A 25,745-nucleotide genomic window follows, 5' to 3' on the forward strand; every position below is an offset into this window, starting at 1 on the left:
GCATGTATGAGCAGCACTTCGGGCTGGCCCGCCTGCCATTCACACTGACGCCGAACACGCGCTTCTATCTGCGTGCGCAGAGCCATGATCGGGCGTTTGCCACCGTGATCCATGCACTCAGGGGCAGGGAGGGCTTCATCAAGGTGACCGGACAGGTGGGCACTGGCAAGACGCTCCTCTGCAGACGTCTGCTGAATGCGCTGAAGCCGCCATTCGTGACCGCCTACATTCCAAATCCCCAGCTCGACCCGCTCGATCTCTATCGTGCGGTGGCCGAGGAACTTGGCTTGCAGAAGGATATGGTGGAGGGGCAGCATCACCTGCTGAGACTCATTCAGGGCTGTCTGATAGAGCACGCCCGAGAAGGTCGCAGTGTGGTGCTGGTCATTGACGAAGCTCAGGTCATGAGCGAGGCGACCATAGAAGCGGTCAGGCTGTTGACGAACCTTGAGACCGAATCCCGGAAACTACTGCAGGTGGTGCTGTTCGGCCAGCCTGAACTGGACACGATGCTGCGCGGTCCGCGGCTACGACAACTGCTGCAGCGCATCACCTTTCAGGAGCGCATCGAGCCCTTTACCGCGAAGGAAGTGCCCGCCTATATCAATCACCGCCTCAGTATGGCCGGCTACAATGGCCAGGACCTGTTTCGACAGGGTGCCCTCCGACTGGTGGCGCGCAGCAGTGGCGGTGTGCCCAGACTGATCAATATCCTTGCTCACAAGGCGCTGTTGAGCGCTTATGGTGAAGGCTCAACGCGGGTGGAAGCCCGACATGCCCGCAATGCCGTGCGCGATACCGAGAGCGCCATTCCCCTGAGGTGGCCATGGTCATTGAAGCGCGCATGAACGCTCGCTCACTGAGAATGCAGGCTTCGCGATGAGTCTGCTCAACGATGTGCTGCGCGATCTCGACAAGCGAAATGCAGGCGGCAGCGAAGGGCCGCCAGATGGCGTGCCACCAGGCTTGTTCAACGGCGCTGGCAGACAGGATCGATCGGGCCCTGGTTTTGGACGCGGTCAGCTTATGAGAGTCGTTGTCTGGGTGCTGATCCTGCTCAGCCTGATCACGGCCTTGGTCGTTGGCTGGCGCTCGCTTGACATGGGCCGGCAGGCGCTCGACCGTATCCCGGTTGACCAGAATTTACAGGCAGTACCGCGAGATGAGTCGTTAGATGGCGTGGTCAGGTCAGTGCCGCCGCTGCCTGCGAATCTGACTGCACCAGGTTCGGCGCTCACCCGGTCCGAAGCCTCGCGCCCGGTGCCAGCAAGCCAGTATCCTCCGCCAGTGACTGCGGCACTGGCTGGTCGGTCACCGGGTGAGCCGGAAAGCGGCTACACCACAGAAGAACGCACGGATCGCTCGGGACCCGCTTCGACGGCGCCAGAGGACCCAAGGCAGCCAACCGTGACGGTGGTTGGTGAAACTGAAGTCATAGTGACAGACCTGGCGGCAGAATCCGAAGCAGGGGCCGGGCCTGTGTCTGAACCGGTCGTGAGCGAAACAGCCGCCGTGGCATCGAAGCCTACAGCGCCAGAGCAGCCGCAAGCCCGACAACAGGCCAAGCCACCACGATCTGCACCAGCGGCATCTCCTGCTGCACCCGACATGAAAGCCGCCACGCTCGCCGCTCGCCGTCTCGAAGAAGCTCGAGCCCTTCAGGCCGCAGGACAGACTGAGGCTGCCCTGGCGCTGTTTGACCAGCTCGAGAGTTCGATTGCGAGTCCAGCCCGTGCGCCGGCCCTGTTCAGCTTCAAGGCTGGTCTACTGCAGCAACAGGGTCATTACGACGAAGCCGCCAGGCTCTATGCCACGCTACTGAAAATGAAGACGGCCGACGCCGCCCTGATCGCCCATGAAGCGCGCTGGTGGAGCGGGCTGGCCATTGCCCTGGAGCAACTTCGGCAAGCTGGGCGTGCACATGCCGCCTGGCTGAACGCGCTCTCTGCCGGTGGATTGCCCGCCACCATGCGCAGCTATGCCGCCGCTCGAATTGAAGTGCTCGGCAAAGCTGGCATCACACCCGATTATCAGACCGTGCTCGACGTGAGCGCGGCCGAGAACAACAGTCAGCAGGATCAGCGATGAGCGAACCCGCCAAGAAAATGCGCCTCGGCGATATGCTGGTGCAGAACGAGATCATTACTGAAGCCCAGCTCATGAAGGCGCTGGCAGAACAGAAAAAGGCTGGTAGCAAGCTCGGCAGAACCCTGATCGACCTTGGCTTCATGGCCGAAGATGACCTGCTGCGCTTCCTCTCCAAGCAAATGGGTATTCCACTGGTGCAGCTGCGCAACTTCCAGTTCAACGCCGAACTGGTGAAGAAACTGCCTGAAACCGCCGCTCGTCGCTATCGTGCCATCGTGCTCTCGGAACAGGAAGGGACACTGCTCGTTGGCATGTCCGATCCATTGGATATCTACGGCTACGACGAGTTGACCCGAATTCTCAAGCAGCCGGTCAAATTGGCCGTGGTTCGTGAGTCAGAGCTCCTGAATACGCTCGACATGGCCTATCGCCGCACCGACGAGATTGCCAGTATTGCGGGTGAGCTCGAAGATGAACTCGGCGACGACGCCTTCGACCTGGCGCAGATTGCCGCCACCGGTGACGGCAGCGACGCCCCGGTCGTCCGCCTGCTGGAATCCATCTTCGAAGATGCCGTCATGGCGCGCGCTTCAGACATCCATATCGAGCCTGATGAAAACGTGGTGCGGATTCGTCAGCGCATAGACGGCACGCTGCATGAGCAGGTCATGAAGGAAAAGCGGATCAACGCTGCTCTGGTCCTGCGCCTGAAACTCATGTCCGGCCTGAACATCTCTGAAAAACGTCTGCCGCAGGATGGACGCTTCAACATACGGGTCAAAGGCCGCTCCATCGACGTGCGACTGTCTACCATGCCGGTGCAGTATGGCGAATCGGTGGTCATGCGACTGCTCGACCAGAGTGCCGGCACGCTCAACCTCGATGCGACGGGTATGCCGCAGGTATTGCGTGATCGTCTGCGTATCCTGATACATCGCCCCTACGGCCTGTTGCTGGTCACCGGGCCGACTGGTAGCGGTAAGACGACGACACTTTATGGAGCACTCAGCGAACTGAATACGCCGGCCACCAAGATCATCACTGCCGAAGATCCGGTCGAATATCGATTGCCTCGAGTCACTCAAGTGCAGATCAATCCGAAGATCGGACTCAACTTCGCCACCGTTCTGCGATCTGCCCTGCGACAGGATCCCGATATCGTGCTGGTCGGAGAGATGCGTGATCAGGAGACCTCCGAGATCGGCCTCCGTGCTGCGATGACGGGTCACTTCGTGCTCTCGACCCTGCACACCAACGATTCAATCTCCAGTGCAATGCGCCTGATCGATATGGGCGCTGAGCCCTTCCTGGTCGCGAGTGCGCTCACGGCTATTCTGGCGCAGCGTCTGGTGCGTCGCGTCTGTGAAGACTGCAGAAAAACCCATGAGTTGACCGATCAGGAAAAGGTCTGGCTGCGAGGCCTGGGGCCAAAGGCCTCGGCAGCGCTGCAGCCGGATGCGACATTCGTACGTGGCACGGGCTGCTATCAGTGTGGCAACTCGGGCTACAAGGGCCGGGTAGGCGTGTATGAGCTGCTGGAAATGAATGAAGACCTGCTCGATGCGCTGCGTCGTGGAGACCAGAGCGAATTCACGCGTGCTGCCCGCCAGACGCCGCTGTACCGGCCGCTCGCCTTGAGTGCGCTCGATTATGCGCTGAAGGGCATCACGTCCCTTGAGGAAGTCTTCAGAATCACCGCTTCCCTGGCGGACGCCGGATTTTCAGAGGCCGAACCAACCCTGACCATGCAGGCCGACGTCTAGGATGGCCGAATTCGCCTACAAGGGCCGCGACAGCAAAGGTGTGCTCGTCGAAGGCCTGCTGTCGGCCCCGAACAAGCAGTTGATCGCTGCGGAGCTTCAGAAGAAGGGCGTCACGCCGGTATCGATCGAACCGCATATCGCTCAACTCGATGTGAACGAGCTGTTTGAGCGCATTCCGATGTTCAAGCCGACGGTCTCGCTCGACGAACTCGTTCTGCTGTGTCGTCAGATGTTCGCACTGACGCGAGCGGGAATTCCTATCATTCGAGCCATCCATGGTCTGGCGGATACGACCAAGTCAAAGTTGCTGGCAGAAGTGCTCCGCGATGTCGCCAACCGGCTTGAAGGCGGCGTCAACCTCGCGACGGCAATGCGGGCGCATCCTGAAGTCTTTAGCGATCTCTTCATATCGATGGTGCACGTCGGCGAAAATACCGGTCAGCTTGAAGATGGTTTCCGGCAGCTGGCCAGCAACCTCGAACTCGAACGCGATACGAGAAAGCGGGTCAAGCAGGCCACCCGTTATCCGATGATGGTGGTGACCGCGATATTCGGCGCAATTTTGATCGTGAACTTCTTCGTTATTCCGAAGTTTGCCGACGTTTTCAAACAGTTTGGCGCCGACCTGCCATTGCCGACGCAGATTCTCGTAGGCATGTCCGACTTTCTCATCAACTATGGCTGGCTCGTGCTGATCGGTGTTGTCATCGCCATCGTCATGTTCCTGCGCTGGATCAAGACGCCGGAAGGTCGCTACAAGTGGGATCACTTCAAGTTGAAGATTCCCATTATTGGTCGGCTCTTCGAGCTGGTAGCGCTGTCACGTTTTTCCCGTAACTTCGCCATGATGCTGGGCGCGGGTCTGCCGATCACTTCAGCGCTCAGCATCGTTGCCGAAGCGGTCCATAACAAATATATCGGTCGCGCCATTTCTGAAATGCGCAGTGGTATAGAGCGCGGCGATACCCTGGTACGCACCGCGCGAGCTTCGAATATGTTCTCGCCACTTGTGCTGCAAATGATGTCGGTCGGCGAGGAAACGGGCTCCATCGACAACCTGCTCATCGATGTGGCCGATTTCTATGATGAGGAAGTGGAATACGCCCTCAAGCGCCTGTCTGACTCCATCGAGCCGATACTGCTGGTGTTCATGGGTGTGATGGTGCTGGTGCTGGCACTGGGCGTGTTCCTGCCAATGTGGGATCTCGGCTCCGCAGCGATGGGTGGCTGAGCGAGAATGGCGCTGAGTCGCCGCGCAGGCGTGTTCAGCCTCGAGCTCTGGGTCGCTGTCATTGTCGTGCTGATACTCATAGGCTTGTTCGTGCGCAGCTTCAACAGCACTTATGACGATGTTGAACGGATGAAGCCGCACAAGCTTGCCGCGGTCATGGAAGCTGCGCTACGGCAAGTACATGCGAGCTGGCTGGCTGGCAATCAGCCAACGGTGCTGTCTCTGGAAGCGCTCGTGTCATTGCAGATGAGCGACAAAGGCTACCCGGTCGGCCTGGCTGCAGAGGCGATGGCAGAACCTGCCGCTGGCTGTACCGATGTACTCGAACGCCTGGTGGGCGATGCGCTACCCAAACAGTCGGATGGTTGGCCTCAACTGGTGACTACTGCGGGCAAGGGCAGCTGCCATTACAGCTATCTGTTTGAAGCGGGTCACAGTTTTGAGCTTCGATACGATACTGCGACCGGTAAGGTGACCGTTCTGGAGCCCGCTGGGTAAGCGAATTTCTCCATTCAATGCACTTGCGTGAATGAAGGTAAGCCTCGTTCGCTCCGAAAGCCCGATACAGCTATGCGTAGCGCACGGATACATAGTCACGCCTGGCTGTTTCCATTTGCTACAAACACTCACAGATACAGCGTCTATACTCCTGATAACGATCAATGAATTGATCCAGTTTGAACCGTTGAGGAAATGCCATGAAGTCTGTACCCATGAACACGCCATTCAATGCCATGCCGTCCAATGCCAAGGGTGCTCAGGCTGGTTTTACACTCATCGAGCTGGTCATGGTCATCGTGATTCTCGGTATTCTGGCGGCGTTTGCGCTGCCGCGCTTTGCCGATCTCTCGCAGAACGCCAATGCAGCTGTCTATGATGGCGCTGTTGGTGCAGCGAGATCAGCAATGGCGATCACGCATGCACAGGCGCTTGTTGAGGGCAAAGCCTCCGAAGCGCCCGGTACCGATGCTAATATTACTCTGGAAGGCCAACCCATCACTATGGCTTATGGTTATCCTGACCGAGCAGGCTTGGCAACCGCGGCTCAGTTTCAAGGAGAGTCCATTCAGTACAACGCCACTAACGGTACAATCACCGTTGGCACCTGCGTAGCGACCTACACAGCAGCAACAAGCGCTACAGTGCCAGCCACTCTAGTAGCTGCAGCAAAGTCTGCAGATAACAAGTGCTGATAAAAACGGCCCCGCGATCCGGAGCACCTGACTGATCCGGATGAACAAGGTCGCCATGCAGTGAGCCGTTATTCCCGCGGCTTCACATTGGTAGAGCTGATACTGGTCCTGTTACTGGTATCAGCTCTTGCCGTTCTGGGAATAGGTTTGTTCAGCAATACCAGCAGCTATGCCTCCCTCGCACTGTACGATCAGATCATCTCGCAATCCAGGCTTGCCCAGCAGGTGGCGCTCGGCCGCCACGCTAGTACCACGACACGATTATCAATATCCAGCGTTGACGACAAGTACATCTTGGCCGTCAGCAATGGGGTTAATCCTGGGGTTTACCAGACTGTCCGTGAGCTACCGCGGGAAGGCGTGCAAATCACCTGGAAAGACAGCGGTACAACAGGCTGCGGCGGTGGCAGCGGCGCTGATTTCGCCGTTCATTTCGATCCGTCTGGCGACCTCATCTCTCCAAATGGCTTGCGCCGACCCACCCTGATCTGCCTGTCAGGCGAGCCACAGAGAAGCGTCTGCCTCAGCACCCTTGGCTTTGCTCATGAGGGGCCATGTGATCAGTAGTCGTCTTGGCCGCAGTCTTCAGCAGGGCGTGACCCTCGTCGAACTGGTGATCACCATCATCGTGATGGGTATCGCCCTGACTGCCATCATTGGCGCCATGTCGGCGACCATCGGCCGCAGTAGTAACATCATCATTCAGGACCGGTCTCTGCAGCTTGCTCAGGCCTATCTGGATGAGATAGCGCCGAAACGTTTCGATGAAAACACCCCGTCCGGAGGTGTGCCGTCTACGACTTATCCCTGCGACACCAGTGCCGAAGGTGGTGAAAGCCGCGAAACCTACGACGACCTTGGCGATTATGATGGCCTGGTCGATAACCCGCCACGGTCGCAGACCAGCTCCCAGTTTGTGGCCTACGAGGGCTACAGCGTCAGCGTAAAGGTTGAATGTACCAGCCGTGCAGGTATCGCTGCTGCAAACCTCAAGCTGATTACGGTAACGGTCACGCCGCCAAGCGGACCTTCCATGGCCTTCGCTCGCTATCGGAGTAACTTCTGATGCGACAGCACGCCACCCGCAGTCAACGAGGTTTCAGCCTCACCGAACTGATCATGGTCATTGTTATTCTTGGCGTACTGGGGGTGGGCATCACCAGTTTCATCACCCGGAGCGTGGGCGGCTACATCGACACCGGTGAGCGCCAACGGATGGCTACGGCCGGCCTCGTCGCTGCGGAGAAACTCACCCGTGACCTGCGGGGCGCGCTGCCAAACTCCGTGCGAACAAACTCGAGCAATAGCTGTGTCGAATTCATCCCGATATATACTGCCAGCACCTATATCGACATTCCAGTCGACCTGCCCGGCACCACAATCAGAGCCGTATCCGACCAGCGCGGTGCTGCAGTGTCCGGTCGAATGGCCGTCTACCCGATCAACACTGCTCAACTGTACACTCCCTCAGCCACAGGCGCGCTGACTCAGGCAACGGCCACCTTGCCTCCCGGAAACGGTGCCATCGATGTCACCCTGTCGGCAGCACATCGTTTCCCCCTGCAATCGCCAACCAGACGCTTCTATATCGTCGGTACGCCAGAGGCCTATTGCCAGACAGGCACCAGCATCCATCGCTACAGCAATTATGATTTCAACCCTGGAACAGGATCCTTGCCTCCCTCCGGGGCCGACGTGGCCCTGTTGATCAACCAAGTGCAGGCGAACAGCGCACGGTTCGATTATTCACCGGCATCGCTGGTGCGTAATGCAGTCGTCAATTTCCGCTTCAGGCTCTTCGAAGGCAACGAGCAACTGGTGGTTGAACAGGAGGCGGCTATCCGTAATCTGCCATGACCAGCCGTCTTCAGCTTCAGCGTCACCAGCACGGTTTAGGTCTTCCGACAGCCTTGTTTGTGATCGTTATTCTCAGCTTCCTGTTGATGTCAATCACGCAGCTCGAGCGCAGCACGGCAGAAGGCTTTTCGATCAGTCTGCAGTCGACACGAGCCTTTTACGCCGCAGAAAGTGGCGCAGAGCTGGCCATGCATCAGTTATTCCCCCCGCCGAATGGCATCAACAATTGCTCAGCGGTAGCCGCCTCACACAATTTCGACGAGCCGGGCCTGGCTGGTTGTTCGGCCGCCTTGACCTGCGTTGAGGAAGTCGTCGATACAAAGCCATACTTTACCGTGACCAGCACTGGCCGTTGTGGTTCCCCAGCAGACGGCGCCCAGCGCACCGTCGTCATAGGTGCGCATTGATGAGCCTCAAGCGATTATTCAGGCTCTGGCTGGGGCTTTATACGGTAGCCGCGCTGTATTCAGCCCCAGTCTCAGCCGAGCCGATCGTCGTGTTCAGCGACAACTTCGAAGGCGCTTTCGACTGGCGGCGCTCTGGTGGGCGAGGCGAGGTCACCACGGGCTACTTCATTTATAAATCTGCCTGGACCTCAATGTGGATTGGTGAGGGGCCCGTAGACGCCACATCACCGAGAATCGATGCCAGCAGCGACGAGAATGTTCAGAGCGTCGATGTCGCCGTTTGGGTACAGCGTGGCTATAACGGTTGGAGTAGCGACTACCCGGAGTCCGGGGAAGATCTGATTTTCGAGTATCGAGACGCGACCAATACCTGGGTAGAACTTGAACGCTTCGAGGGGGGCGGTGCAGCCGGTGAGATCTTCGATCGTCATTACGCACTGCCCGCGTCAGCCGCAGTCAGCGACCTGCAACTGCGCTTTTCACTCACCAATGGCAGTGGCCGTGGCTACGATTACTGGCACGTCGACGATGTCGTGGTGACTCTGCAGACCGGGCCAGCAACGACGGCGGCCACCTATATTATCGGCGGCAACAGCCGCCGGTTCTCCAGAAACAATGGCAACTGGGCCTGGGACGGCTCAGAAATGTCAGCCTTTCGCAGCGCTGCCGAGAACCCCGCCAATTTCGGCCCAAACGGTGTGAAGCTGACCACAGTCGACACGATCGACCTGTTGAGTATTTCAGGGGCTTCGCTACTGGAGATCGACGCCTTCGTCGCCTCGTGGTGGACCGACGGTGACGCCAGCGCCTATAGGAACACGCTCCAAACCTGGCATCTCGGTGGAGGAGACCTCGTTCTCCTTCAGGATGATTCTGCCCATGACGCTGTCGGTGCGCAACTCGGCTTTCCGACCATTGGCACGTCGGCAGGGCCGACCACGATCAGCGCGCCGCTGCAGGCCCCCGTGGGTCCCTTCGGCGTAGTGAATCCGCTTGGCCAGATAGGCGAGTTCGGCTATCTCAACCAATCCTCAGTGCTTGCTGCAGGCGGCACCATTTGCGGGCGTGACCGCAATGGAAGGGTCACGGTCGCCTGCTGGGATGAGGGGGAATACGCCCCCGGCGCAGGGAAGCTGATCATCGCTACCGATGTCGATTTCCTTACGGGCAACTTCGGCGGAGCCAATTACGCATTGCCCAACGATAAAGGTCGCTTTGGCCTGAATCTCATCGCCTTCCTGCTGGATGAGTTCGATACCCAGCCAGTAGCGCATTTTGCGTTTGAGCAAAGTAGCTGGAGTGGGGCAGGGGTCATTATTGAGGACTACTCCGGCAATGGGCGCGCAGGTATATCTGTCGGCGCGGCCAGTTCAGCTGGACGTGGCTATATCTGTCGTGGCGCTACGATTCCAGAGAACACTTCAAGCGCCATTGTGGATGCTATCGATACCAGGGTGGACATCGATACCGTCCTCGGTCCCGCTGGTTCAATCTCCTTCTGGTGGCAGGCCAGGGCCAATTGGAACGATGGACGCAGTCGCACGCTTTTCGATGCAACCGAACGGCGAGTCAATAGCGCTCAGGACAAGTATTTCTATCTCTCCAAGGAAGCGAACGGGTCACTGCTGTTCAGCTATGAGGACTCATCCGATCGGGACTTCAATGTGCGCAGTTCGGCGCTCGGATTTGCCGCTGGTGAGTGGGTCCATATCGTCGTGACCTGGGATTATGAAAACGACCGGACTGCGATCTTTGTCAATGGACAGTCCGTGGCGACCGGGAGCGACAATACCAACGGTCAGATGCCAGCTGCGCTGGCCAACCTGCATTTCGGTGACAACAGTTCACCCTACCAGTCCCCAGGCAGTTCCGCCGCCGGTGTGCTGGACGAAATCATGCTCTACGACCGAGTACTGGAAGTCTTCGAGATCGACCTGCTCAATCAGGCGACCAGGGCCTGCGATATCTGCTCGCTGGGCAGCTTCGATCTGCTTCAGCCTACGTATGGGCTGGCTTGTCCGGGCACCCGCATGCCGGTGGAGATAGTCGCGCGCTGCGACGATGGCACGCCTTTCACAGAATATGTCGGCACGGTGAATCTGAGCACAAGCGGGGGGAGTGAGAGTGTATTGTTCGCGGCGGCCAATGGTGGTTCACCTATCAATTCAATTACCTTCGATGGCAGCGAAGGCGGCCAGGCAGAAGTCTTTGTTTATCATCGGGATGAAACACCGGACCTGCGGCTGACCGCCATCGATACCCTGGCAGGTATCAGCTCAACTGCCGCATCAGCCACTGACGTAAGAACGGCGGGGCTGGCGGTCACAGGCGCACAGCCTTTCAGTTGCGGTCGCAGCATTGATCTGCAAGTGACTGCGATTGGACAGAGCGATGACGGCTCAGGCAGCTGCACGGTCATCGAAGGCTTCGATGGCACCAAAAGTGTCAAGTCCTGGTTCACGATGAACCTCGACTCAGGAGAAGCACCGCCGCAGCCGGATTCCATAAATGCGCCACTGTTGGTAAATGGTACGGCGGTGGATGCAGACACTCTGGCCAGCGCTGACAACATAACGCTTGAGTTCGTGGCTGGTGTCGCTTCATCATCGCTTGGCTACGCCGACGCGGGGCAGTTGCTGGCACTGAATTTTCTTCACGATACGGCACCCTATGATGGTTCGACGCCTGAGCTGATGCCCTTGCTCGGTTCGACTGGCGCCATGGTGATTTCGCCAGAAGCCTTCGCAATGACCCTGCCTGCAAACCACGATTGCAGCACGCTGGACCAGAACTGCAGCGCCTTCGTGCCCGCGGGCGCGAATTTCGAGCATACAGTCAGCGCTCGTTGTGCCACCCCGGCCGGCACGCTCGGTCCGGTGGCCACACAGTTCCGTGGTGATATTGGGCTCACCCACTCGATCGTAGCGCCGTCTGGCGGCTCGCCGGGCACCTTGCGACATGATCGTGTCAGCATCGATGCCAGCAGTGGTGCGCTGGCGACCACACCGGATCAGGCGCTGAGCGAGGTCGGCATCTTCAGGCTGGCAGCGTCACCCGAGCCCTACTTTGGTGTGAGCTACCCAGCGGTCGAAGCTATCGTAGGTCGCCTCTATCCCGCATTCCTGTCAGTGCAGGGCAATTCACCGATGTTGCAGGCGCCAACAGGGTGCGGATTTGGTTTTCAGTCGCAGCCCATCGACTATAGTGTATCGCCAGAGCTGACCGTCAGTGGCTATAACCAGCAAGGTGTGCTCACGCAGAACTACGATGGCGCATTTTTCAAATTCGGTCATCCAGTCCCTGATTACAGCAACACCGCCGTGACGCTCAGCGCGCTGACGCCGGACCTGACACACCGCAGTTTCGATCGACTTACGGCGCCTGAATACAATGGTCAGGCGACGATCACAATCGTTGGCGATCAAGTGGGTTACCTGCGGGCTGCGCCTCGTCCACCTCTGGATGACGAGCCTTTCAACGCGTCCTTCAATCTGGATTTCCCGGCTATTGAACTCACTGATGCTGACGGTGCGTGCTATCGCCTGAACTCAGCCGGCGGCTGTCTGCCGTTACAGCTTGAGCTCGACGCGACCTCGCTGCCCCTGAGGATCGTTTACGGCAGAATGGCCATGGAAAACGCCTTCGGACCTGAGCTTGCTGACCTGATCGTCCCTGTACGATCCGAATACTGGACGGGTACCGCCTGGGCAGTCAACGATCTGGATAGCTGCTCCGTCTATGACACCACTCAGATTACACTGGACGACTTCACGGGCGCGCTCGAAGCTGGAGATACCAAGGTAATGATCGGTTCTACAGAACCCGCCAGTCAGCCCTTCCTCGCCGGTCATTTCGCTGATTCGGCACCGCTGTTACTGTCGCGACCGTTGGCCGACCAGACCGGCTCCGTTCGGCTGACACATGCCGTGCCTGAATGGCTGCAATTGGACTGGGATCTTGATGGAGCCCCTGATGACCCTTCAGCCATAGCCACCTTCGGCCAATATCGTGGGCACGACAGAATTATTTACTGGCGCGAATCACTCGACTAATCGCCACGCGGTTCTGGGCTGGCGAATGAGTGCTTCGAGCGCCTCGGCGGATACAGGCTCGCCCAGGAAAAATCCCTGGCCGTGATCACAGCCCTGCCGAATCAGGAAATCCAGCTGTTCCTCATGTTCGATGCCCTCGGCAATCACCCGAATATTGAGGCTGTGCCCTAACGATATGATGGCCTCAGCTATAACAGCATCATCGACGTCGATGTGCAGGTCACGCACGAAGGAACGGTCGATCTTGAGCTCATCCACTGGGAACTTCTTCAGATAGCTCAAGCTGGAATAGCCGGTACCAAAATCGTCAATGGAGAGCATGACGCCTAGCGCCTTCAGCTGATGAAGGGTCTGCACTGCCTGTTCCGCCTCCTGCATAACATGACTTTCTGTAATCTCCAGGCAGAGATAACGAGGGTCGAGATCCGCCTCGTTGAGTGCTGTTTCTATTCGATGCACCAGATCGGCCTCGGCAAATTGCCTGGCCGAGAGATTGACCGCCACGACCAGCGGCGGAAGACCATCGAGTTGCCAACGTCTGTTGCGCCGAGTCGCCTCCTTCATCACCCAGTCACCAATACCGATGATCAAGCCAGTGTCCTCGGCAATCGGCACGAATCGGTCAGGCTCGATGAGTCCGAGCTCGGGGTGATGCCAACGTAGCAGGGCCTCCGCCCCGATGATCTCGCCAGAATTCAGGTCGATCTGGGGCTGATAGAGCAGGGTGAACTGATGTCCATCCAGGGCCTGGCGCAGGCTGTGCTCCAGATGCACACGCTCATTCAGACGCAGATTGAGATCTTCAGTGAAGAACCAGAAATTGTTTCGCCCATGGGCCTTGGCCTGGTACATCGCAATATCGGCATGCTTGTAGAGTGTATCGACATCCTCGCCATTTTCAGGAAACAGACTCACGCCAATACTGCAAGTCAGCTGTAACTGTCGGCTTGTCGTGGGTACGGGTATCGAGATCGTTTCGAGGATACGTCCCATAAGCGCCGCCATAAACACCTTGTCGACTGCCTCAGACACCACAATGACGAATTCGTCTCCGCCGATCCTGGCCACGGTGTCTTCTGCGCGAAGACAGGACTGAAGCCGCAGCGCAGCCTGCTGCAGGGCCTGATCGCCAACGCCGTGACCGAGGGTGTCGTTGATATACTTGAAATTATCGAGGTCGATCAGCATCAGGGCTACGGCCTGACCGGTACGGCGGGAGTGTTCCATCGCCATCTGCAGGCGGTCCATCAGCAGGTTGCGGTTGGCAAGACCGGTGAGTTCATCGAAGTTGGCGCGTTTCTCAAGCGCTTCTTCATAACGCTTCGTTTCGGTAATATCCACAATCACGGCTACGAGGTGGGCAAACTCACCCTTGTCGTTCGCAACCGGTGCTGCGTACAGGTCACTCCAGAACTCAGTGCCATCACTACGGAGCAGCCGCAGGGTGACATGCACTTCCTCTCCGGTACCAAGAATGGCGTACAGACTGTTCAGCCGCTCGGGCTCCTCATTCGTGAAGAAGATATCGGCCCAGTTCTGGCCGACCGCAGTCGAGGTCAGCAGACCAAGCATCTGTTTCAGCGCGGGATTGACGTAGCCGATGAGTCCCGGCTCATCGCCAAGGCCGATGAGTGCGATGCCATTGGGGCTCGCTTCGACTGCCCGATTGCGTAACCGGAGTGCCTGCTCGGTTTCAAGCCGATCACTCATGTCGACGCCGATGCCCGCGAGATGAGGCTCGCCATCGACATCGATTCGGGCGCCAGTGAACCAGTAAGGGATCAGTTGTCCACTCTTGGTTTTGAAGCGGGCCTCTACAGTGGCGTGGCCACTCTCCTGGGTTTGCTGGATGGCGGCCGCCACCAATGTTTGCTCTGCTGCCATGAAATAGTCGAGGGGATGCGATCGGTTGACTTCATCGGCACTGTAGCCGGTGACAACCTCGAACGGCTTGTTCCAGCGCAGGAAGCGGCCGTTTGCATCGAACAGATAAAAAATGCTTGGGATGCTGTTGATCATTCGCTCAGACAGCATTTTCTCCTCTTCGAGACGCTGTATGGCTTCAGCCAGTTTGTGATTACGGCTCTCGATGGCCGCCTCACTCAGTCTTCGTTCAGAGATATCCCGGATGACGCCAGTGAACTTCCTGCGACCGTCAATGATCATTTCGCTGATACCGAACTCAGCAGGAAATTCCGTCCCGTCCTTGCGCAGGGCTGAGGCCTGCGTACCCACACCGATTATTTTCGCTTCGCCGGTAGCGAGATAGCGATGCAGATAGCTGTCATGCTTCGCCCGGTGCGGCGCTGGCATGAGCGTGTTGACGTTGAGCCCGATGATGTCTTCGCAGCGATAACCGAAGGTGCGCTCGGCCGCTGGATTGAAGGTTTCTATGATGCCGCGCTCATCGATGACCACAATGGGGTCGAGTGCTGTTTCGAGTATGGAACGCAATAGAATGCGCTCGTCACTGGCCTGCTTGGTGACGGTGAAATCCTGGGTGAGCAGAGAAAAACCAAGCAGCTTGCCTTCGCTGTCTTTTAGCCCCGACAGACTGACTCGACCGAAGAATCGACAGCCGTTCTGACGACTGCGCCAGCCCTCGAAATGTACACTGCTCTCATCGACGGCCTGAGCCAGCAAGCGTTCTGGCAGTCCTGATGCTGCATCGTCAGCACTGAAAAGAACGGTCCAGTACCGATGCAACATGGCCTCCTCAGTGTAGCCGTGCAGTCGCTGCGCACCGGCATTCCAGGTGGTTATCTGACCGAGTGGATCAAGCCAGATAATGGCGAACTCATCGATGCCCTTTACCAGCCATTCGAAGCGGTCATCCGGCTGGCGGGATAGTTCATCAGGTGCAGCGGTGCCTTGAGCGCTGGGGCTCAGACGAGTCGCCAGACGCAGGCAGAGTCTGGCCGCATGCTGAAAACACTCCGCCAGGTGCGCTGTAGCGGCAATTCGGCGGGTGAGTGAATCGGTCTGATCAGGTGAATGCCGCGGCATGGCGCTGTTCACTCTCGGGGAAAAGTTAGCGGCCTTTTATCGGTAGAGACGCGCTGAGCAGAAACTTATACCAGATTAGTCCAATTCATGGGCTTTATCGAGGGAGGGCGGGGAGTCGCGATGTCAGGCATTACCCATCATGCGAAGAGCCTATGTAAATGCTTTGTAATAGATTGTAATTTCAATTACACAAATTAACGTGAATTCCCTGCCCTGAGTTATATTGCGTGTGTTGAAGCATCGTTGGTCAGTTTTTGGCCAGTCGTTTCCGCATGCCCAGGGGCGCTCCAAATGAAAGGGTCAGGTAGCTTTATGAAGTCGGCAAGTCCAGTTAGAGCGATACTCGCTGCGGTCATCATGCTCACGCTTGGTGCGTGTGCCGAGGAGACTGGCGGTCGCGGCTCTTCAGGTGCTGCCAACCCACCGCCGCCCGCGGGTGGGGAGCCTTCTGGGGGCGGGCCTGCTCCTGGTTCGCCTGCGGGGGAACCAGGAGATACGGGTGGGACCGATACCGCCGCGCCCTTCGAGCGTTCAGTAGCTTATATATCCTCCGAAGACGATGGTGACGAACAGAAATTGTACGCCATCGATATCGACGGCCAGAACCTGGTAGAGCTGTCTGGTAACCCGCAGCGGAACGGTAAGGTCTCCTCCGTTGTCCTCTCGCCTGACGGACGCTGGGCGGCCTACGTCGCAGAGCATGATCGTGCAAAAGCCCTGGACCTCTACGTGACCAACCGTGATGGCAGTATCCGGCAGAAGTTGTCGAGCGATATCAAACGCAATTCGGCGGTCCGGAGCGTGACCTGGAGCCCGGACTCCAGCCAGCTGGCCTACATTATCAGTAGTAGTGATTCCAAAAAGAAAGACGAACTGTGGCTGGTGTCAGCTGATGGCTCGTCCAATCGACGCGTAGTGTGGGATAACGAGTCCGAGTTTCTCAGTGGATCGGGTTACAGCTGGTCCGCCAGTGGTCGATTCCTGGGCATTTCTGTGAAGCGCGGCTACGGCATGACCTATTTCAGTGTATCTGCCATCGGTGAGATGCAGGCAGTCTCTGTTGGTATCGGCAATCTTTTCTCCAATAGTTGGGGCGCCTGGTCTGCTGATGAAGACCGCTTTGCTTACATATCTAGCGTGCCGTTCAGGGCGCCAGTATTGACTTCGTACGAGGCCGATAGGGGCGTGCGTTCTGAAGTGGTGAATACCCTAAATATCGGTGATGGCATTCTTGCACTTCGCTGGTCTCCAGACAGCCGATATATCGCCTCGTTTGCACCGAGTAAAGGCGGTATTTTTGTGGCCCCGGTCTCCGGCGGTGCCAATACCCAGGTGTCCGCAGAAGATTCGACTGGCTTGAGCTCGGCGCGTAATTTTGTCTGGGCGCCGGATAATGCCAGCGTCGCCATGGTGGCCATTGAAGACAGACAGTACCAACTTTTGCTGGCGAGAGCCGATGGCAGTTCAACCATCACCTACCCACTGGTAGATCCTGGCACCAAGGTCAGGGCGAGCAGTGCCGTCTTTTCACCGAACAGTCAATATCTGGCTTATATTGACGGTCGCGATCAGGGCCGGCTTTATATCAGCGATGGAGGCGGGTTCGGTACCCGACAAACCCTGGCTTCTGCAGACCGGCCGTTTGGCTCGTTGTATTGGGCTCGTGATGGATCTGGTCTGCTGTATGAAGCTGAAACATCAGGTGATTCTAAACGAGCGCTGCGATTCGTTTCACTCGATGGCCAGCAGGACAGCGTAGTATCGACAAACTTGTCTGATGATGACGACGAGGTGCTCTGTATCGCTGTGATGCCAAACGGCATAGCACGGGATCAGCAGAACGGCTGCCAATTGTTCAGTAACTAGTCGGGATCATTAAACAGCTGCCATGGTAACGCTCAAGCAAGTTGAGGAAGGCCAGGTCGGCTGTTATCTCGTCGCTCTGTTAGCCGGGCTGTTGCTTGGTGCCTTCCTGCCGACATCAGGGCTTCTGCTTGAAGCCTGGATCGAGCCAGTCCTCGCTGTTCTGCTCTATGCCATGTTTGCTCAGATCCCATTCCTCCAGCTTCGCGCGGCCTTTTCTCATTGGCGCTTCATGTCGGCGCTGTGTGTGGCCAATTTCATTATTGTGCCTCTGCTTGTCTGGGTACTGACGCGTTTTCTTCCCAATGAACCGCCTTTAGTGATTGGGGTAACGCTGGTGTTGCTGGCGCCCTGTATCGATTATGTTGTCGTCTTCACTCATCTTGGGCGCGGAAATGCGAAGCTGGTACTGGCCGCTACGCCACTGCTGCTGCTGTTGCAGATCATCCTGATTCCTGTCTACCTTTGGCTTATCGTTGGTGAGGCCGCCGCCAGTCTCTTTAAGGCCGGGCCACTGCTGCGCGCGTTTCTGATCCTCATCGCCGTACCACTGGCATGCGCAGTGCTCACAGAATGGCTGAGCGCGCGACACCGCCTGGCTCGACAATGGCATGCCGCAACAGCGTGGCTCCCGGTACCGGTCATGGCCCTGGTCCTGTTCATCATCGTTGCCTCGCAGGTGCCAAAAATATCCGGTCACCTCTGGTTGATTGCCAGCGCCGTGCCAGCCTATATCGCTTTCATGCTCATCATGCCCCTCGTAGCGAAGTATGTCGCCCTGGGTTTTCAACTCGAGACCGGCGCGGGCCGCGCGCTGGTATTCAGCGCCAGCACGCGAAATTCTCTGGTCGTCCTGCCACTGGCATTTGCGTTACCAGACCCGATGCGCACCCTGGTCGCTGCGGTCATCGTGACCCAGACCCTGGTCGAGCTGCTTGGCGAACTTATCTACGTAAAGCTGGTGCCGAAGCTGGTCACCGATCCTGACTGATCGGCGCCCCGCATTGCGTTGAACTGCACGCTGTCTGCATCAAAATAAAGCCCCAATCCACATCCTCTAGTTGATAATGCTTCTCATTTAGCGATAATAGGGTTCCAGCCTGGTAGCCAGGCACCGTTTCCATCCACGGATTGGGATCTTATGTCAGCTGCCTTCGAAAGACAGGCCCAGATACTCATCGTCGAAGATGATCCTGAACTCAGCGATCAGCTCAGCAGCCTGCTAAGAAGCCGGGGCTACGATATTCAGCAACAATTCAATGGCGAGGCAGGCTTGATCGCGGCGCTCAGAGGCAGCTTCGATCTGATTCTGCTGGATGTCCTGCTACCGGCCATGGATGGCTTTTCGGTGCTCAACCATCTGCGCAAGACGCGGCAGACGCCGGTCATGCTCCTGACAGCCTGTGGTGCGGAAGAAGAGCGTATCGTGGGCTTCAGTAAAGGGGCAGACGACTACGTACCAAAACCTTTCAATTTCACAGAGCTCCTCTTACGCATCGAGGCGCTGCTGCGGCGGGCGATGGGTGTTGGCCACCCACGGGGCGGTCAGCAGCAGCTGGTGGTCGACACGCTGCAACTCGACCGTCAGCAGCAGTCGGTCAAGGTCGATGGCTGTGCGGTCACCCTTACACCCATTCAATTCAAGTTGCTCTGGGTGCTGGCGCTGCACCGGCATGAAGTGCTGAGCAAAGCCTACCTGTATCGCCTGGTGCTCGAACGCGAATTCAGTCGTTACGATCGCAGCCTCGATATGCACCTGAGTCGGGTACGGCGAAAGCTCGTCGATGCCGGCCTGGCTGCCGATAGGCTGCAGACGGTGCATGGCACTGGATACTGTTTCTCGTGAACAGGCCACTACTGTGGAAATTCTGTCTGATCATCGCAGCGGGTTCGGTCGCGCTATTCTGGCTCGTCAGCCTGTTGACGCTGCGTACCGAGCAGGCCATGAGTTTTATTGCAGAAGAGCATCAGGATACGCTGGTCGAATATGGCGAAACCGCCGAGGCCCTCTACCTGGCCGGCGACATGGTGGCGCTCAATCGCTGGTTGGCCGACTTGCAGCTCAAAGAGCAGACCTGGGCCGCCGTGGTGCGGTCGAGTATCGAGCCGCTGGCCGGTAGTCTCTCATCCACCTTCGTCGACAGTTTTCGGCTGGGCCGGAATGTGGAATGGAAGATCCATCTCTATTTCACTGAAAACCCCATCATGGACATCACCTTTGCGGACCGTCATACGCACTTTCTGATTACCTTGCCGCAGCGCATGCGGCCGGGCATGTACTGGCAGCAGGCCAACATTCTGCTGCAACTGGGACTGCCATTGCTGTTACTGATACTGCTGAGCGTGCTGCTGTACCGACATCTCGTCACGCCCCTGAGACAGCTCGAGCTAGCGACCCGGCAGTTCAGCGAAGGTAAATATGATGTCCGGGTGCAGTCCGGCCTCGGCTCACGCAAGGACGAAATCACCGCGCTGGCTGCCACCTTCGACCGTATGGCCGAGCGAACTGGCACGCTCATCCTGACACAGCGTCAACTGATAGCTGATCTCTCGCACGAGATCCGCACACCCCTCACTCGCATAGACGTCGCCGTGAGTTGCATCGAGCAGGGTATCGAGCCGGACATGGCGCTCGCCCGCATCCGCCGAGACTCTGTGGCCATGCGGCGGCTTGCCGAAGATACCCTCACACTGGCATGGCTGGAAAATGAGCGGCCGCGCCTGGATCAGGAGTCACTGGATCTGAGCGATCTGATAGACAGTATTCTCGATGATGCCCGTTTTGAATTTCCGGACCGCTCTGTCGAGGCCGTCTTACCGGAAGTAGCTCCTCTGCCGAATAGTAGCCATCGCGTGCTGGCACAGGCTATCGAAAATATCGTTCGGAATGCACTGCGGTTCACACCGCCAGGCGGAGAGGTCAGTGTGAAGCTCGAGCGTGAAGACAGCCGCTATCGCCTTGATATCAGCGATCAGGGGGCCGGCGTGCCCGAGGCTAATCTTCAGGACATCTTCAAACCTTTTTTCCGTCTGGACAAAGCTCGTGAGCGGGTGCGTGGGGGCTTCGGCCTGGGCCTTGCGCTGGCACGACGGCAGGTGGAGGCGGCGGGCGGCATTATTCAGGCGGGCAATCGCCCGCAAGGTGGGCTGGTCGTGATGATCTGCCTGCCCCTCGTGCCAAGCGGGAACTGATGCCCGTCTCGATGTAACAAATGTAAAAGCTGTTTACTTGCAAGCCGCCGATAACAAGAATAGCCCGCAATTGATATTGATTCTCATTTGAGGGGAGTGGTAAATGAGTGCTGCGGGTCAGAGTTTATTTCGACGTACCATACTGTCAATCGCCATATCCGGCGTCATGGTCAGTTCACCGGCAATGGCAGAGGCCGAGTCGGCTGCAGGTGCTGGCGAGGTCATCGAACTGGGCACGATGACCGTGGTAGAGAATACGCCGGAAAACGCTGAGCAGGTGGTGACGCGTGAAGACATCGAACAGCTGCAGGCGAACGATCTCGAGGACGTCTTCCGGGCTGACCCCTCGGTCGCGGTTGGCGGCGCCAACAGTGTTTCACAAAAGATCTATGTCCGCGGTCTCGAAGATACTCTGCTTAACGTCACTATAGATGGCGCGACGCAGGCCGGCTATCTCTTTCACCACCAGGGTCGGATTTCCATCGAACCGGAGCTGCTGAAGCAGGTCGGCATCCAGGCCGGAGCGGGCGACGCTACCAATGGGCCTGGCGCCCTGGGCGGTGCAATCCGCTTCGTGACTGTTGACCCTGAAGATCTGCTGCGGCCGGATGAGCGGATTGGTGCCTTGCTCAAGGCCGGCTATTTCAGCAACACCGAAGGTTACAAGGCGAGCACCACACTATTTGGCCGAATGAGTGACGACTGGAGTGCGATGGCCTCACTATCGAAGCTGGACGAGGGCGAATTTACCGATGGCAATGGTGATGAGCTCAAATTTACCGATGCTGAAGAAGAAATGGGCTTTGCCAAGATCGTAGGCAAACTGGGCGGTGGCCAGACGCTCAAACTGAGTTACGAGCTTCAGGACACAGATGGTTTCAGGCTCGAGCGTCCGCACTGGATACCGAGTGAACGGAACAATCCGATAGATCAGAGAGGCGAGCGTGAGACCACCACCTTCAATTACTTGCTGCAGCCTGAAGGCTCTGATGTCATCGATATGCGGGCAACGGTGTACCAGACTGATGCATTCCTCGAGCAGGATGGTCGCTTCGGCCTGTATTACGGCGGCGTAGAGAGCCGGGGTATCGACCTGCGAAATACCAGCCGGCTCGGCGCACACTCGCTCACCTACGGGGTCGATCATCGTGAAGACGAAGGCACTCTCGAAAACCGCTCAGATGCCACCGTGCCGACTGAGACGGAAGAGGCCACAGTGACGGGCGTCTATATACAGGATCAGTATGCCTTGGCCGATCAGTGGCTGCTGAGCCTCGGTACGCGCTACGATATTTTCCGCCTGGACGATGCCAACGATCAGAAGTTCCGGGAAACAGGCTTCAGTCCGAATGCCGGCATCACCTATTCGCCCACAGAGAGGCTGGACTTATTCCTGACCTATGCCGAAGCGCTGCGGGGTAAACTGGTCAACGAGACCTTCGTGCTCGACTTCTACACCAACTCGCCTGACCTGGAGGCCGAAGAAGCAAAGAATGCCGAGCTGGGTTTCAACTACGTACCGGGCGCGCTGAGCGTGAGCGCCAAGGTATACGCCTCGCGCATAGACAACGTGATCGATGATGTGGAAAACGTACTGACAAATGTTGGCGATCTCGAAAACGAAGGCTTCTTCACCAAGGTCGGCTATCAGTGGGACCAGGTGTTCGCGGCGCTGAGCTTCAACTACAGTCGCCCTGAAATTGAAGGGGTGCCCTTGCACGACGACAACTGGTCGGTGGGTACCTCCATCGGTGATACCTGGGTGGCTGAGCTGCACTACCAGCATAGCGAAAGCCTGCAGCTAGGCTGGTATGGTCGTATTGTCCAGCGTCTCGAAACGGTGGCCGATGGCTATAACGAAAAGGCCGGCTACGGGGTGCACGACCTGTATGCCGAATGGCTGCCGCTGCAGCGTGATGAGCTCAAGCTGACACTAACGCTGAAGAATATTTTCGACAAGTACTATCGCGATCACGCCAGCTACGGAGATTACGGCCCGATTGCCCAGGGCTTCCCGGAACCAGGTCGCGACGCGCGTCTGAGTGTCGCCTGGCGCATCTGATGATCGTTAAATCACTCAAATACCACCGCCTTTTGCCGCACTGCATCGCAGTGCTGCTGCTTCTGCTGCTCGCAAACCAGGTCACAGCCATGACAGTGACCGATTTGGCCGGCCGTCAGGTAGATATACCGGCCAAGGTCGAGCGGCTCATACTCGGTGAGAGCCGCTATATTCCGGCGCTGGCCATTCTGGACCGTGAGCGGCCGCTCAAGCGGATCGTGGGCATGCTGGCCGACTTCAAGCTGGCCGATCCTGGTAGTTACCGGCAATACCAGCAGGCCTTTCCCCACATTGATGACATACCCCAGATTGGCCATGCTTCGGCTGAGAGCTTCAGCATCGAGCAGGTGCTCACCCTCGACGCGGATCTCGCCATATTCGGCATAGAAGGCCATGGCCCATCCGCCCGAGACGAATATCTTATCGACCTGCTACAGCGCGCCGGTGTCACTGTCGTCTTTATCGATTTTCGCCGCGAACCGCTGGAAAATACCCCGCGCAGTATCGAGTTGCTTGGCAAGGTTCTGGATCGTGAGGCTGAGGCCAGCGAGTTCCTCGAGTTCTATCAGGCCGAACTGATGAAAATCAGCAGCCGACTCAAGGATGACCTTAAAGCACCAAAGGTGTTTTTGCATAGCCGTGTCGGTATCCAGGATCTCTGTTGTGAAACCATGGTCAACGGCATGATGGGGGATTTCCTGCAGTACCTGAATGCAGAAAACGTAGCGGCTGAAAAGGTGCCCGGTCATGCGGGCGTGATGAATCTGGAATTCCTGCTGACCGAGCAGCCGGCGGTCTATATCGCCACTGCGATCGGATCTGATCAGACGGTCGGCAATGAACCACGCTTCATAGCGCTCGGTGCGGGCATCGATGAGGACACTGCGAGGCAATCCTTCAGCGCAGCGCTTTCGCGCAGTGGCACGGCTGAACTCACCGCGGTAAGGCAGGGCCGGGCTCATGCCATCTGGCATCACTTCTACAACACCCCGCTGAACGTCGTCGCGGTGCAGGCCATGGCCAAATGGCTCTACCCGGAGCGCTTCAGTGATATTGATCCACAGGCGACGCTCGCAGAACTGTTTCGACGCTTTCAGCCGGTGCCGCTCGAAGGCACTTACTGGGTGGATCTCGATGCAAGCGAATTCCAGTAGACGATGGCTAAGTTGACCAGCCTGGAAAGGCCTGATCCGGCGGTGAACTCGCTGGCAGGACAGTACAGACGCTTTATAGTCCTGCGGCTCATACTGCTGTTCGTGCTGGCGGCGGCCACTGCCATCTCGCTGTTGCTCGATATTGCCAACGGGCCATCCATGCTCGGGTTTGGAGACGTCTTTGCGGCACTTTGGCGTCCGGAGGACCTGGCAGCGAGTACGCGCATCATCGTCTGGGACGTGCGCCTGCCGTATGCCCTGATGGCCATCGTGGTCGGTGCCAGCCTGGGCCTGGCCGGGGCTGAAATGCAGACGGTGCTGAATAATCCCCTGGCCAGCCCCTATACACTCGGTATTGGCGCAGCAGCCACGCTTGGCGCCTCTGTGGCCATACTGTTCGATCTGTCTTCGCTTGGCTTACCCTACAACTTCATCATGCCATTCACGGCCTTCGTGTTTGCCGCGGCGGCCTCCCTGCTGATTCTGGTGCTGGCTCGCTATCTGGGCGCCTCGGTCCACATGGTGGTGCTGTTCGGTATTGCTTTGCTGTTCGGCCTCAATGCACTGGTGGGCCTGCTGCAATTCATCGCTGATGCAGAGTCACTGCAGCAGATCGTGTTCTGGACCATGGGCAGCCTGGCGCGGGCCAATCTGGACAAGGTGGCGATCGTCGGCGCTGTGCTACTGGCCTGCCTGCCGTTTTCTTGGCATCAGGCCTGGGCCATGACCGCCCTGCGCACTGGTGAAGAGCAGGCCCGCAGCCTTGGCATCAAGGTTGAGCGCCTGCGTCTGATGGCGCTGCTGCGGGTTAGTCTGCTCACGGGCGTGGCCCTGGCTTTTGTCGGCGAAATCGGTTTTATCGGGCTGGTGGCTCCGCATATTGCCCGCCTGTTGCTTGGCGAAGACCATCGTTTCTATCTGCCCGGCAGTGCGCTTGCCGGTGCGCTGCTGTTGTCGATGGCTTCGATCGTGAGCAAGGCGCTGGTGCCTGGGGTGGTTTTGCCTGTGGGCATTATTACTGCGCTCGTTGGCATTCCGCTGTTCATCGCACTCATCGTGACCCGCGGGCGGGCGCTGAGCTGATGGCGCTGACCGTGACCGATCTGAGCGTGGCCTATCGTCAGCGCCCAGTGTTGAACCATCTGAGTCTGTCGCCCATTGCGGCAGGGTCGCTGGTCGCGGTGATCGGGCCGAACGCCGTCGGTAAGTCCACCTTGCTCAAGACCATTACTGGCCTGCTGCCTTATCGGGGTGATGTCCATCTGGGCGAGCAGGATCTCAGGCGGCTATCACCAGCCGAACGATTCCGCGCCCTGGGTTACCTGCCACAGACGCTGCCGCAGGCGACGACGCTGGTCGCCTATGAGACCGTCTTCAGTGCCTGTCGCGCGGTTCGCCATGATTTGTCCGCATCACAGGTGGAAGCAGCGCTGGAGACCGCCTTTACGACACTGGGCATCGAGGCGCTGGCCTTTCGCAAGCTCAGCGAGATGTCAGGCGGGCAGCGGCAGATGGTTGGTCTTGCCCAGGTGCTGGTGCGGCAGCCTCGCCTGCTATTGCTGGATGAACCGACGAGCGCACTGGATCTGCACTGGCAGCTCAATGTGCTGGAAACGGTACGAAAGGCGACGGCGGACTCCGGCGCCATCGCGCTGGTCGCCAGCCATGACATCAATCTGGCGCTGCGCTTCTGCGACGAGCTGCTGGTACTGGGCCCGGCCGGTCTGCTGGCTCAGGGCAGCCCGGCCGATGTCCTGACGCCAGCGCTGCTTCGCGCCACCTATGGCATCGAAGGGCGAGTCGAATATTGCTCCAGGGGGTCACCCATGGTGCTGACCGACCGCGCGGTGTCTCCCCATTAGTCCATCAGGAGAAAA

Annotated in this window: 20 protein-coding genes; 19 read left to right on the plus strand and 1 reads right to left on the minus strand. The window is 58.0% G+C overall.

What is annotated here, in order from left to right:
* The first annotated feature begins 2 nt into the window (after positions 1 to 2).
* From ABD735_RS06350 to ABD735_RS06400, 11 genes are all read left to right on the plus strand, one after another.
* The gene (locus ABD735_RS06350; protein WP_344804466.1) at positions 3 to 848 is read left to right on the plus strand and encodes an ExeA family protein; all 846 of its coding nucleotides are present in this window, start codon (positions 3 to 5) and stop codon (positions 846 to 848) included.
* A gap of 31 nt (positions 849 to 879) precedes the next feature.
* Entirely contained in the window at positions 880 to 2,088 is a 1,209-nt protein-coding gene (locus ABD735_RS06355) for a tetratricopeptide repeat protein (protein ID WP_344804468.1), read from the plus strand.
* Positions 2,085 to 3,851: a GspE/PulE family protein gene (locus tag ABD735_RS06360; protein WP_344804470.1), complete on the plus strand. Its 1,767-nt coding sequence runs from the start codon at positions 2,085 to 2,087 to the stop codon at positions 3,849 to 3,851. The genes ABD735_RS06355 and ABD735_RS06360 overlap by 4 nt, the downstream gene beginning before the upstream one ends.
* Before the next feature lies 1 nt (position 3,852).
* Positions 3,853 to 5,082 (plus strand): type II secretion system F family protein, encoded by a 1,230-nt coding sequence (locus tag ABD735_RS06365; protein WP_344804472.1) that lies wholly within the window; start codon positions 3,853 to 3,855, stop codon positions 5,080 to 5,082.
* A 6-nt stretch (positions 5,083 to 5,088) separates the two neighbouring features.
* The gene (locus tag ABD735_RS06370) at positions 5,089 to 5,580 is read left to right on the plus strand and encodes a hypothetical protein (RefSeq protein ID WP_344804474.1); all 492 of its coding nucleotides are present in this window, start codon (positions 5,089 to 5,091) and stop codon (positions 5,578 to 5,580) included.
* 200 nt (positions 5,581 to 5,780) lie between these two features.
* Positions 5,781 to 6,275 carry a type II secretion system protein gene (locus tag ABD735_RS06375; RefSeq protein ID WP_344804476.1) on the plus strand — a complete coding sequence of 165 codons (495 nt, stop codon included), beginning with the start codon at positions 5,781 to 5,783 and terminating at the stop codon, positions 6,273 to 6,275.
* Positions 6,276 to 6,335: 60 nt separating this feature from the next.
* On the plus strand, positions 6,336 to 6,842 hold the full coding sequence (locus ABD735_RS06380; protein WP_344804478.1) for a prepilin-type N-terminal cleavage/methylation domain-containing protein: 507 nt from the start codon (positions 6,336 to 6,338) through the stop codon (positions 6,840 to 6,842).
* Positions 6,832 to 7,341 (plus strand): type IV pilus modification PilV family protein, encoded by a 510-nt coding sequence (locus ABD735_RS06385; RefSeq protein WP_344804480.1) that lies wholly within the window; start codon positions 6,832 to 6,834, stop codon positions 7,339 to 7,341. Before ABD735_RS06380 ends, ABD735_RS06385 begins: the two co-directional genes overlap by 11 nt.
* Positions 7,341 to 8,132, plus strand: a complete 792-nt coding sequence (locus ABD735_RS06390; protein WP_344804482.1) for a PilW family protein — start codon at positions 7,341 to 7,343, stop codon at positions 8,130 to 8,132. Before ABD735_RS06385 ends, ABD735_RS06390 begins: the two co-directional genes overlap by 1 nt.
* The gene (locus ABD735_RS06395) at positions 8,129 to 8,539 is read left to right on the plus strand and encodes a type IV pilus modification PilV family protein (protein ID WP_344804484.1); all 411 of its coding nucleotides are present in this window, start codon (positions 8,129 to 8,131) and stop codon (positions 8,537 to 8,539) included. Before ABD735_RS06390 ends, ABD735_RS06395 begins: the two co-directional genes overlap by 4 nt.
* Complete coding sequence (locus tag ABD735_RS06400) at positions 8,539 to 12,591, plus strand: DUF6701 domain-containing protein (protein WP_344804486.1); 4,053 nt, start codon at positions 8,539 to 8,541, stop codon at positions 12,589 to 12,591. The genes ABD735_RS06395 and ABD735_RS06400 overlap by 1 nt, the downstream gene beginning before the upstream one ends.
* On the opposite strand, the gene ABD735_RS06405 is transcribed toward ABD735_RS06400, so the two are convergent.
* Positions 12,580 to 15,597, minus strand: coding sequence for an EAL domain-containing protein (locus tag ABD735_RS06405; protein WP_344804488.1), 3,018 nt, complete (start codon positions 15,595 to 15,597; stop codon positions 12,580 to 12,582). The two genes, ABD735_RS06400 and ABD735_RS06405, sit on opposite strands and share 12 nt — an antisense overlap.
* 312 nt (positions 15,598 to 15,909) lie before the next feature.
* Between ABD735_RS06405 and ABD735_RS06410 the strand changes: the two genes are divergently transcribed.
* The 8 genes from ABD735_RS06410 (at position 15,910) to ABD735_RS06445 (ending at position 25,730) form a co-directional block, all read left to right on the plus strand.
* Positions 15,910 to 17,463: a hypothetical protein gene (locus ABD735_RS06410; protein WP_344804490.1), complete on the plus strand. Its 1,554-nt coding sequence runs from the start codon at positions 15,910 to 15,912 to the stop codon at positions 17,461 to 17,463.
* A gap of 22 nt (positions 17,464 to 17,485) precedes the next feature.
* A complete protein-coding gene (locus ABD735_RS06415) occupies positions 17,486 to 18,451 on the plus strand; it encodes an arsenic resistance protein (RefSeq protein ID WP_344804492.1) in 966 nt (321 codons plus the stop codon).
* 150 nt (positions 18,452 to 18,601) lie between these two features.
* Positions 18,602 to 19,306: a response regulator transcription factor gene (locus ABD735_RS06420; protein WP_344804494.1), complete on the plus strand. Its 705-nt coding sequence runs from the start codon at positions 18,602 to 18,604 to the stop codon at positions 19,304 to 19,306.
* Positions 19,303 to 20,652, plus strand: coding sequence for a sensor histidine kinase (locus ABD735_RS06425; protein WP_344804496.1), 1,350 nt, complete (start codon positions 19,303 to 19,305; stop codon positions 20,650 to 20,652). Before ABD735_RS06420 ends, ABD735_RS06425 begins: the two co-directional genes overlap by 4 nt.
* 103 nt (positions 20,653 to 20,755) lie before the next feature.
* Positions 20,756 to 22,714, plus strand: coding sequence for a TonB-dependent receptor domain-containing protein (locus tag ABD735_RS06430; protein WP_344804498.1), 1,959 nt, complete (start codon positions 20,756 to 20,758; stop codon positions 22,712 to 22,714).
* On the plus strand, positions 22,714 to 23,868 hold the full coding sequence (locus ABD735_RS06435; protein WP_344804500.1) for an ABC transporter substrate-binding protein: 1,155 nt from the start codon (positions 22,714 to 22,716) through the stop codon (positions 23,866 to 23,868). The genes ABD735_RS06430 and ABD735_RS06435 overlap by 1 nt, the downstream gene beginning before the upstream one ends.
* 3 nt (positions 23,869 to 23,871) lie before the next feature.
* Entirely contained in the window at positions 23,872 to 24,951 is a 1,080-nt protein-coding gene (locus ABD735_RS06440; protein WP_344804502.1) for a FecCD family ABC transporter permease, read from the plus strand.
* Positions 24,951 to 25,730 (plus strand): ABC transporter ATP-binding protein, encoded by a 780-nt coding sequence (locus tag ABD735_RS06445; RefSeq protein ID WP_344804504.1) that lies wholly within the window; start codon positions 24,951 to 24,953, stop codon positions 25,728 to 25,730. The genes ABD735_RS06440 and ABD735_RS06445 overlap by 1 nt, the downstream gene beginning before the upstream one ends.
* Positions 25,731 to 25,745 lie beyond the last annotated feature (15 nt).

This window comes from Allohahella marinimesophila, from assembly GCF_039538005.1.
In the GTDB taxonomy this organism is placed as follows: domain Bacteria; phylum Pseudomonadota; class Gammaproteobacteria; order Pseudomonadales; family Oleiphilaceae; genus Allohahella; species Allohahella marinimesophila.

Excerpts from the sequence above, each read along its gene's own strand:
- ABD735_RS06350 (WP_344804466.1), top strand. The coding sequence starts at position 3 with ATGTATGAGCAGCACTTCGGGCTGGCCCGCCTGCCATTCACACTGACG.
- ABD735_RS06355 (WP_344804468.1), top strand. The coding sequence starts at position 880 with ATGAGTCTGCTCAACGATGTGCTGCGCGATCTCGACAAGCGAAATGCA.
- ABD735_RS06360 (WP_344804470.1), top strand. The coding sequence starts at position 2,085 with ATGAGCGAACCCGCCAAGAAAATGCGCCTCGGCGATATGCTGGTGCAG.
- ABD735_RS06365 (WP_344804472.1), top strand. The coding sequence starts at position 3,853 with ATGGCCGAATTCGCCTACAAGGGCCGCGACAGCAAAGGTGTGCTCGTC.
- ABD735_RS06370 (WP_344804474.1), top strand. The coding sequence starts at position 5,089 with ATGGCGCTGAGTCGCCGCGCAGGCGTGTTCAGCCTCGAGCTCTGGGTC.
- ABD735_RS06375 (WP_344804476.1), top strand. The coding sequence starts at position 5,781 with ATGAAGTCTGTACCCATGAACACGCCATTCAATGCCATGCCGTCCAAT.
- ABD735_RS06390 (WP_344804482.1), top strand. The coding sequence starts at position 7,341 with ATGCGACAGCACGCCACCCGCAGTCAACGAGGTTTCAGCCTCACCGAA.
- ABD735_RS06395 (WP_344804484.1), top strand. The coding sequence starts at position 8,129 with ATGACCAGCCGTCTTCAGCTTCAGCGTCACCAGCACGGTTTAGGTCTT.
- ABD735_RS06400 (WP_344804486.1), top strand. The coding sequence starts at position 8,539 with ATGAGCCTCAAGCGATTATTCAGGCTCTGGCTGGGGCTTTATACGGTA.
- ABD735_RS06405 (WP_344804488.1), bottom strand. The coding sequence starts at position 15,597 with ATGCCGCGGCATTCACCTGATCAGACCGATTCACTCACCCGCCGAATT.
- ABD735_RS06410 (WP_344804490.1), top strand. The coding sequence starts at position 15,910 with ATGAAGTCGGCAAGTCCAGTTAGAGCGATACTCGCTGCGGTCATCATG.
- ABD735_RS06415 (WP_344804492.1), top strand. The coding sequence starts at position 17,486 with ATGGTAACGCTCAAGCAAGTTGAGGAAGGCCAGGTCGGCTGTTATCTC.
- ABD735_RS06420 (WP_344804494.1), top strand. The coding sequence starts at position 18,602 with ATGTCAGCTGCCTTCGAAAGACAGGCCCAGATACTCATCGTCGAAGAT.
- ABD735_RS06430 (WP_344804498.1), top strand. The coding sequence starts at position 20,756 with ATGAGTGCTGCGGGTCAGAGTTTATTTCGACGTACCATACTGTCAATC.
- ABD735_RS06435 (WP_344804500.1), top strand. The coding sequence starts at position 22,714 with ATGATCGTTAAATCACTCAAATACCACCGCCTTTTGCCGCACTGCATC.
- ABD735_RS06440 (WP_344804502.1), top strand. The coding sequence starts at position 23,872 with ATGGCTAAGTTGACCAGCCTGGAAAGGCCTGATCCGGCGGTGAACTCG.
- ABD735_RS06445 (WP_344804504.1), top strand. The coding sequence starts at position 24,951 with ATGGCGCTGACCGTGACCGATCTGAGCGTGGCCTATCGTCAGCGCCCA.